The sequence below is a fragment of the Methanimicrococcus blatticola genome, from assembly GCF_004363215.1.
In the GTDB taxonomy this organism is placed as follows: domain Archaea; phylum Halobacteriota; class Methanosarcinia; order Methanosarcinales; family Methanosarcinaceae; genus Methanimicrococcus; species Methanimicrococcus blatticola.
In genome coordinates this window covers 1-8,208 of sequence record NZ_SNYS01000013.1, presented here as the reverse complement: position 1 = coordinate 8,208, position 8,208 = coordinate 1, and the positions used below count along the sequence as shown (strand labels likewise).

The window sequence follows — 8,208 nt, the reverse complement described above, 5'->3', positions numbered from 1 at the left end:
CAGTGGACTTCTTCCTCCGACAAGTTTACTGTCACTTATGACGGCAATGGTGCTGAAGGAACTGCTCCTGTTGATGCAAATTCACCCTATGCGATTAATTCTAAGGTGACCGTTCTTGGTTTGGGCGATTTGTCTAACCCCGGTTTCGCATTCGACGGCTGGAAAGACCAAAACGGTGTTCTTCACGATGTTGGTTCTACATTTACCATCACTGAAAACATGGTTTTGACTGCTCAGTGGACTTCTTCCTCCGACAAGTTTACTGTCACTTATGACGGCAATGGTGCTGAAGGAACTGCTCCTATTGATGCAAATTCACCCTATGCGATTAATTCTAAAGTGACCGTTCTTGGTTTGGGCGATTTGTCTAACCCCGGTTTCGCATTCGACGGCTGGAAAGACCAAAACGGTGTTCTTCACGATGTTGGTTCTACATTTACCATCACTGAAAACATGGTTTTGACTGCTCAGTGGACTTCTTCCTCCGACAAGTTTACTGTCACTTATGACGGCAATGGTGCTGAAGGAACTGCTCCTGTTGATGCAAATTCACCCTATGCGATTAATTCTAAAGTGACCGTTCTTGGTTTGGGCGACTTGTCTAACCCCGGTTTCGCATTCGACGGTTGGAAAGACCAAAACGGTGTTCTTCACGATGTTGGTTCTACATTTACCATCACTGAAAACATGGTTTTGACTGCTCAGTGGACTTCTTCCTCCGACAAGTTTACTGTCACTTATGACGGCAATGGTGCTGAAGGAACTGCTCCTGTTGATGCAAATTCACCCTATGCGATCAATTCTAAAGTGACCGTTCTTGGTTTGGGCGATTTGTCTAACCCCGGTTTCGCATTCGACGGCTGGGAAGACCAAAACGGTGTTCTTCACGATGTTGGTTCTACATTTACCATCACTGAAAACATGGTTTTGACTGCTCAGTGGGAAATTTCAACTAACACTTTCACTGTCACTTATGTTGGTGACGGCACTGAGTTAGGTGAAGCACCTGTAGATGCAAATTCACCTTATGCGATCAATTCTAAAGTAACAGTTCTTGACCAAGGCGGTTTGAATAAACTCGGTTCTATATTCATTGGCTGGAAAGTTGATGGAGCAGATCCGGAAACAATCTATAAAACCGACGAGACATTCATCATCACTGCAGACACAGTTTTGATTGCTCAGTGGGAAGCTTCTGATGCAGAGTTTACTGTGACTTACAATGTCGGCGATGGCACTGGTGTAGCACCTGTTGACTCTGATTCACCTTACACTGCAGGTTCTCCTGTCACTGTTCTCGGTCAGGGTAAGACTATGTATAAGGATAATTACATCTTCGTCGGCTGGAAAGACCAGGATGGCAATGAACGCCAAAAAGGCGACATAATCTACATCAATAAAGATATGATTTTGACTGCTCAGTGGCAATTCGAATGCACAAACTTTAAAGTAACTTATACGGCAGGCGAAGGCGGTTTAGGTACCGTTCCTGAAGATCTGACTTCATACGGAGCGGGATCTATAGTTACCGTTCTTGACGGGGACAAACTTCGCAAACCTGATCATGTGTTCAATAATTGGAAGGATTCGGACGATGTCGAATATGTTGCCGGCTCAACATTCTATATTAATGGAAATACAGAGTTGATTGCTCAGTGGAAGCCTTATGAAGGTTCTTCTCCGATTGTTACTTTCCATGAAAACAATGTTTCCGGTCAAGTTGTTGACAGAATGCCTGAACCGTCCCGCTTTGAACAACCATATGGTTCTTTAATTACTAAGCCGATTAATCCGATCAGTAAAGGTTATGCATTTGTAGGCTGGTATGAGAAAACAGGCGATGAACTGAAATCTGAAGCCTGGGACTTTAATAACGACTGGGTTTCTGCAGATGTTGATCTATATGCAAAGTGGGATGTTGCAGCAACTTACACTGTCACCTATTACCCCAACGGTGCAGATGGTAATCCGACTCCGGAAGTAAAAGAATGGTCCTCTGATGGATTTGCTGCAGCATTGGATGCGGTTGATCTTGGTTTCACAAAAGCCGATCATATTATGCTTGAGTGGAATACACAAGCAGACGGACTCGGCGATACATATCACATCGGTGAAACCTTACCGCCTGAAAATTTGGAGTTGTATGCTCAGTGGAATACTGATGTAAACAGATATTACATCTTGTACTATCCGAACGGAGCCGACAATGTTGCAGACGTGCCTGTTAAAATCTATTATACAGACAAAACCAATGTTCCAATCGGAGCTGAAGATGCAACCAAATTTACGAAATTAGACGAACCTGTGGAGATTTGGTCTAATAGAGGCAGTTTAACAGCAGAGACTTACACAACCGGCCAAATTGTAGATATGTCCGGGGAAGGAACCTTTACAGAGTTGGATGCAGTGTGGGATGGTGTCTTAAAAGTCACATTCCATGCTGATGGCGGTGAGTTTACCGGTGGTGGATTAACCAGCCCGCGTGATAAGTATACAGTTTCAATCCTGCATGGAACCTATATCTCCGACCCGACTGCTATCTTCTTAAAAGCAGGTGTCACTTTGAATCCGCCGGCAACAAACCTTGGCGAAACTCCGGTTTACTGGGTGACATCAGACGGTGTTCAATGGATCTTTGATGAGTTTTCCTTGGATTATGACATGGATCTGTATGCTGTTTGGAACAGTGCTGATCTTGCAACTGTAACTTACAACGCAAAAGAAGGAGAGTTCCATGTCTTCGGTGTTGCTGAACCGCAGAAGAAGTACACTGTCATAACGACCCTCGGCTCAAAAATTTCTGACCCGAGTACCGTCGACAATATTACTGTGGTTTCACCTGCAAGATATGTCATCGCAGGATGGTATAACGGCACTACACAGTGGAACTTTAACACAGATCTTGTCGAAGAAGCAACCTTGGAACTTTCTGCCATCTGGAAGTTAAAAGGTTCCGGCGGCGGTACAGGTGAAGCAATTGTTACTATGTCTCTTCCGTCAGAAGAGCCGAAGCCCGAACCTGAGCCCGAGCCTGAAAAAGATTTGACAGGATTCGAAGGCGGATCTGTTGGCCCCGGCAATGAAATCAAAGAACCTGCATTGAAATTCAGTCATGTCATGTGGCTTTTGATCGCCTTGATCTGTTTCCTCATGTTTGGCTTTGTTGTCTACAGGTTTGGAAAGAATAAAGTATAAGAGATGAATCAACTTTGATTCATTTTCTTTTCTTTTTTTATTTTTTAATTGCGTTTTTCTTTTTGTATTTTCTTTTTTTGTGTTTGAACTTTTCAATCTTTTTTATTTCCAATCAAATATTTTGTATTTTCAGTTTTCGGAATATTTTGTTTTTTAAAACTTTCACCCCGCAAACCAACTTTTATAATCCTAAAACGCTCATTAAATAATCAATGACAACGTACTCCTACTCACGCCTCTCAACTTTTGAGAAGTGTCCTCTTTCTTACAAATACAAATATCTTGACAAAATCAAGCCGGAAATCCCTTTCACGGGGATTGAAGCTTTTATGGGCTCAACCGTTCACGAAGCGCTTGAATATTTATATCGCCGTCAAAAGAAAATGCCGAATGATGATATTTCTCTCATCTTGATTTTAGATAAATACGAAACCATTTGGAATGAAAACTGGTCAGAAGACGTCAAAGTCGTCAAAGAGGGAATGAAAAAAGAAGATTATTTCCTGCAAGGTAAAAAAATTCTGGCGGATTATTACACAAATCATCAGCCGTTTAATGCAGAAACAACGCTTTCGGTGGAAGAGCGGATTGATGTCAACATTGAAGGGTTTAAAGTGATGGGATTTATCGATCGTGTTGCCGTGAATAATGAAACCGGGAATTTGGAAATTCATGACTACAAAACTTCCGGCAGGCTGCCCCAAATCGCTGATCTTCAAAATGATCGGCAGTTGGCGCTTTATCAAATCGGAGCGCGAAAAAAACATCCGGAATACAATGAAAACGATGCCGATGTCATTTATCATTATCTTCGATTTAATGAAGAATTCCGGTTCCGAAAAACAGATGAAGAGCTTAATGCCGTCAAAAAGGATATTGTTGACCTGATTCAAACGATTGAATTGTCGTCTTGGGAAAATAATTTCAAGCCATGTGTCAGTAATCTTTGCCGGTGGTGTGAGTTTTCATCCCTTTGCCCGGCGTTCAGCCAATCCGGCCGCCTATCCGACCACCTATCCATATGATTATATAAAATCGGTACTTTTTGCTTTATATGAATGTCGGCTGACATTCTCTTATTTAATTATCTGTTATTTTCAAAAAATGTTTTTTCAAGAAAGAGGTCGATTAAAATGGCAAGATACATTTGTACCGTTTGCGGTTATGTTTACGACGAAGATGAAGAAGGAACACCTTTTGCAGATTTGCCTGACACTTGGGAATGCCCGGTTTGCGGCGAAGGCAAAGACGCTTTTGAATTAGAATAATTTTTTATTCTCTTTTCTTTTTTTACTTTTTTCATTCAATTTCATTCATCGCATTTTATTTTCTACACTTTATTTATTGTAGTTTGTTTTCTATATTTTATTTCTTGCACGTTATTCGCCATATTTTATTATTCTTACTTTTTCTAATAATTGTTCTTGATTAAATATATTGTTTTATAATACATTTTATCATCGAATTATAAGATTTATTCCTCAAAAATATATATTGTTTCTTTTAATATTGTTCGAATTTTCTCTCTATTTATTTTCTCTCTGTATAAATTCTTTGAAACAGATTCGAACATTATAAAAAAATTATTATTTTAATGACAAACAAGGGCGGCAGAATTGTATATAATTGTTATTATTATATATATAATTATTTTTCTCAAAAACATTAATCCGCGGAATTCTACACAAAAGATTATCGGGCGGCACTTTTTGTAGAAACCTTTATAATCTGTCTCACAAATTTTAGTCTGTTAGAAAAACGTTAGTTTATTTGTTAATCAATTGTTGGTTCTGATTAATAACGACATTACTGATTCCGATTTCAAATCAGTTTTGAAAAAACGGTTGGTTGCAATCACGTTTGATTTGATATTCAAAATCCTTTGGTTTATGTTAAAATTACCACGGATGGGGAACGTATTATGAATAAAAATCATACGCTAATAATACTAACAATCGTATGTTTGCTTGGTTTGCTCAGTTGCGGTGTGGCTGCGGCAGCAACCGATTTTACATACGATCTAAGTGACGGTGATTTACTCATTAATGTCACCGGTCAAGATACGATGACTATAAACAATAACAAGAAATCTTATTCAATTTCTGATACATCTATTATTGTTTATAGTTCGGGGCAAACAAAGAACGTTATTTACATAAACGGCAACAACCGGACTAATGTAAATACAATCAATCTCGCTTTAAGCGGCGTTGATATTAAATCGGGTGATTATTACTCAAGCAAAAAAGCCTACAAATATAATCCGATTTCAATTGTCAACAAAGCTCAAGTGAACTTGGAAATTAAAGAAAACACAATCAACTCTCTTGAAGCAACTGATTATTATGCGGCTCTCAGAGTTGTCAGTGGAACGAAATTGACAATTAACGGTACAGGCACACTTAACGTGAAAGGCGGTGCTTTGGCAGCCGGTATCGGCGGCAATGCAGGTCTGGACGGTAAAAGCGGTGAAAGTACCGGTGCGATTGTCATTGATGATGGTACCTTCAATGTTATTGCAGCCAACGCCGGTGTGGGTATCGGCGGCGGTGCCGGCTCTCTCGGCAGTTTCTCCAATAATTAGTATTGTGAAACAGATGCTTCCAATGGCGCAAACGGCGGGTCTGTTAACGTCATTATCAATGGCGGTACTGTTTTAATCACAGGTGCTAATGCCGAGAATACGGTTGGTATCGGCGGTGGTGCCGGCGGAGACGGAGCATCTGTTCCGGTGTGCAGTTCATAGAATGATATCGCCGGCAACGGCGGCAACGGCGGTGACGCCAATGTCATTATTAACTCTGATTCTGTGACAATCAAAGACATTTGGCGCGGCATTGCAGGCGGTGAAGCTGGCGATGGCGGTATCTCTTACAATACCAAAAAGAATGGCGGTAACGGCGGTAACGGCGGAAGCCTTATTCTTAAGATTACCGACAGTATTGTGACAATCAACGGCGCTGACAGCGACGTGACTTACGGCTTCGGCGGCGATGCCGGCACAGGCAAAAAAGCCGGCAAAGCAGGAACTGATGGTACTTCTGTTTCAACATTCGTCGGGGAACTGAACGATGTTGTCACATTGGGCGGCGGTTTCAGAGGCAATGTCGTTATTGATGACGGCAGCTTGTTCACTTTGAATCAGGGAACAGCTTCTTTCAAGAACAGTTTGAACGCACAAGTTTATCCGATGACTTTCAAAGTGATCGAATGTCCGGGTCTTGACCCTGTAACAAAACTCAAAGGTGTCAGAATTGAGTCCGGTTCATACGCTGCTTACTCAAGAGTGAGTGAAAGACTTTCTTCCCCCGATCAAGCAACTTTCGGCTGGGCAACTGTTTGGCTGCCGAGCACAAGCGATTTCATATTCTCCTTGGAAAATTATGAATCCGCAGAAGAAAAAGGTGTTTTGATCAACAGCGAGCAAACCGTTATGCTTTGCCCGCTCGGAACAGTTACATTCTACGCCGAACCCGGGGCGATCACAACTCCCAGTGCTGAAGTCACGACATATGTTATGAATGCTTCACACGCCAAAGCCTTTGCCGATCCGTTTGACGGTGTCAACCTCATTTTAAACGCTCCGCTCGGTACGAATTTTGTCGGCTGGTTTGAAAAAATCAACGGCGAGCTTTCAAAAACCGCTTGGGACTTTGAAAATGATGCGCTCCCACACGGCAATTTGGAATTGTATGCCGTTTACGAATCTTCGAGTGCTGATTATACAGTAACTTGGTATGATTCAGTCACAGAGGATGTTTTAAAGACTGACACGCGTGCCGGTTTGATCAATACCGTCGTTGCGGTAGAAAATGCCGATAAAGTTCTTGAAGGATGGACTTTTGACGCGGATGACGCAAGAAACGTGGTCTCAGGCACAATTCCGGAAACGGATACACTTGAATTGAAATTGTATTTCAAAGGCGTAAAGCCCACTGTCACCTGGAATTATAAGGTTGATGACGGCGTTGACGCTTTCTTTGAAGAACAGTATGCCTACGGTGCATCTCTTGTTGAGTTTGAAGGTTTCCCTAAAACCTATACCGTTGATGCTGAAAACAAAGTGTATACGTTTACCGGCTGGGACAAGGAGCTTGTAAGTCCTGTTACGGCTGACGCGGTCTACAATGCTGTCTATGACGGCGGTGTCGACATCGGATACAGTGTCACCTATTTGCCGGGTAACGGCGGTAGCGGCGGCCCGACAGTCTATAAGGTTGCTTCAGGTGCCACTCACACAGTTCAGACCGCTGAAAATGTCGGTATTTCCAAGACCGGTTTCACGCTTCATTGCTGGATGCTGGACGACGGACAAATCGTGTGCAGACCTCCTGATAAAATTCCGATCGATAAAGACACAACTTTAACGGCCATGTGGACGACCAGTTTTAAAGTTACTTACAAAGACAGTAACAGTAATAATGCGGCCACATTCGAAGATTTGATTGACCTCGTTAACGCAGATTCTTATGACTACACTGTCAGAGGATGGATCGGAAACGAGAACGAAAACCCGGACGGTGTTCCTTTCACCAAAACGGGATACAATTTGACGCACTGGATTGTCGAAGGCTCAGGTCAGGTCTACGATTTCAATGATCTTGTCGCTCTCTCAGATGATTTGACTTTGATTGCTGTCTGGGAAGCATCTGACTGTTACTATGTCAACTATTACGGTGGTGAATACGGTGTTCCGGCACTTCCGCCGTATAAGGTCCAAGGTTTGACTTTCGGCAGTGATTACACTGTTTTGGACTTTGGAGATACAACGTTGACAAATAGCAGTGAACACCACACCTTCTCGCACTGGGCAGATTTAGATGAACCCGGTACGATTTGGAGTGCAGGTGATGTTTTCACAATCAGCGGCAATAAGAATTTGTCAGCTGTTTGGGAAGCTAAGGAATATACTGTCACTTGGAAAGACTATGACGGCACCGAACTTGATGTTGAAATCTACAACTTCAACGACATGCCTTCCTACAAGCTCGCCGACCCTGTCCGCGCTGACGA

6 protein-coding genes are annotated in these 8,208 nt (G+C 42.3%); 5 read left to right on the top strand and 1 reads right to left on the bottom strand.

Annotated elements, in window-relative coordinates; genetic code table 11:
* The 4 genes from C7391_RS08165 to C7391_RS08150 form a co-directional block, all read left to right on the top strand.
* Positions 1-3,195 (top strand): InlB B-repeat-containing protein (locus tag C7391_RS08165; protein ID WP_166627468.1); only part of this gene is annotated, 3,195 nt, incomplete at its 5' end.
* Between the two features lie 212 nt (positions 3,196-3,407).
* Positions 3,408-4,220, top strand: coding sequence for a RecB family exonuclease (locus C7391_RS08160; RefSeq protein ID WP_133518066.1), 813 nt, complete (start codon positions 3,408-3,410; stop codon positions 4,218-4,220).
* A 108-nt stretch (positions 4,221-4,328) separates the two neighbouring features.
* The gene (locus C7391_RS08155; RefSeq protein ID WP_133518065.1) at positions 4,329-4,463 is read left to right on the top strand and encodes a rubredoxin; all 135 of its coding nucleotides are present in this window, start codon (positions 4,329-4,331) and stop codon (positions 4,461-4,463) included.
* 653 nt (positions 4,464-5,116) lie between these two features.
* The gene (locus tag C7391_RS08150; RefSeq protein WP_133518064.1) at positions 5,117-5,779 is read left to right on the top strand and encodes a hypothetical protein; all 663 of its coding nucleotides are present in this window, start codon (positions 5,117-5,119) and stop codon (positions 5,777-5,779) included.
* Here C7391_RS08150 and C7391_RS08145 read toward each other — a convergent pair.
* On the bottom strand, positions 5,776-5,988 hold the full coding sequence (locus C7391_RS08145) for a hypothetical protein (protein ID WP_133518063.1): 213 nt from the start codon (positions 5,986-5,988) through the stop codon (positions 5,776-5,778). The genes C7391_RS08150 and C7391_RS08145 overlap by 4 nt on opposite strands.
* A 16-nt stretch (positions 5,989-6,004) precedes the next feature.
* On the opposite strand from C7391_RS08145, the gene C7391_RS08140 reads away from it, so the two are divergent.
* Positions 6,005-8,208, top strand: a 2,204-nt coding sequence (locus tag C7391_RS08140) for an InlB B-repeat-containing protein (RefSeq protein WP_208107089.1), incomplete at its 3' end; no start/stop codon positions are given.

Bases quoted from the DNA above. Each gene is read 5' to 3' on its own strand.
- C7391_RS08160 (WP_133518066.1), top strand. From the start codon at position 3,408: ATGACAACGTACTCCTACTCACGCCTCTCAACTTTTGAGAAGTGTCCT.
- C7391_RS08155 (WP_133518065.1), top strand. From the start codon at position 4,329: ATGGCAAGATACATTTGTACCGTTTGCGGTTATGTTTACGACGAAGAT.
- C7391_RS08150 (WP_133518064.1), top strand. From the start codon at position 5,117: ATGAATAAAAATCATACGCTAATAATACTAACAATCGTATGTTTGCTT.
- C7391_RS08145 (WP_133518063.1), bottom strand. From the start codon at position 5,988: ATGACATTGGCGTCACCGCCGTTGCCGCCGTTGCCGGCGATATCATTC.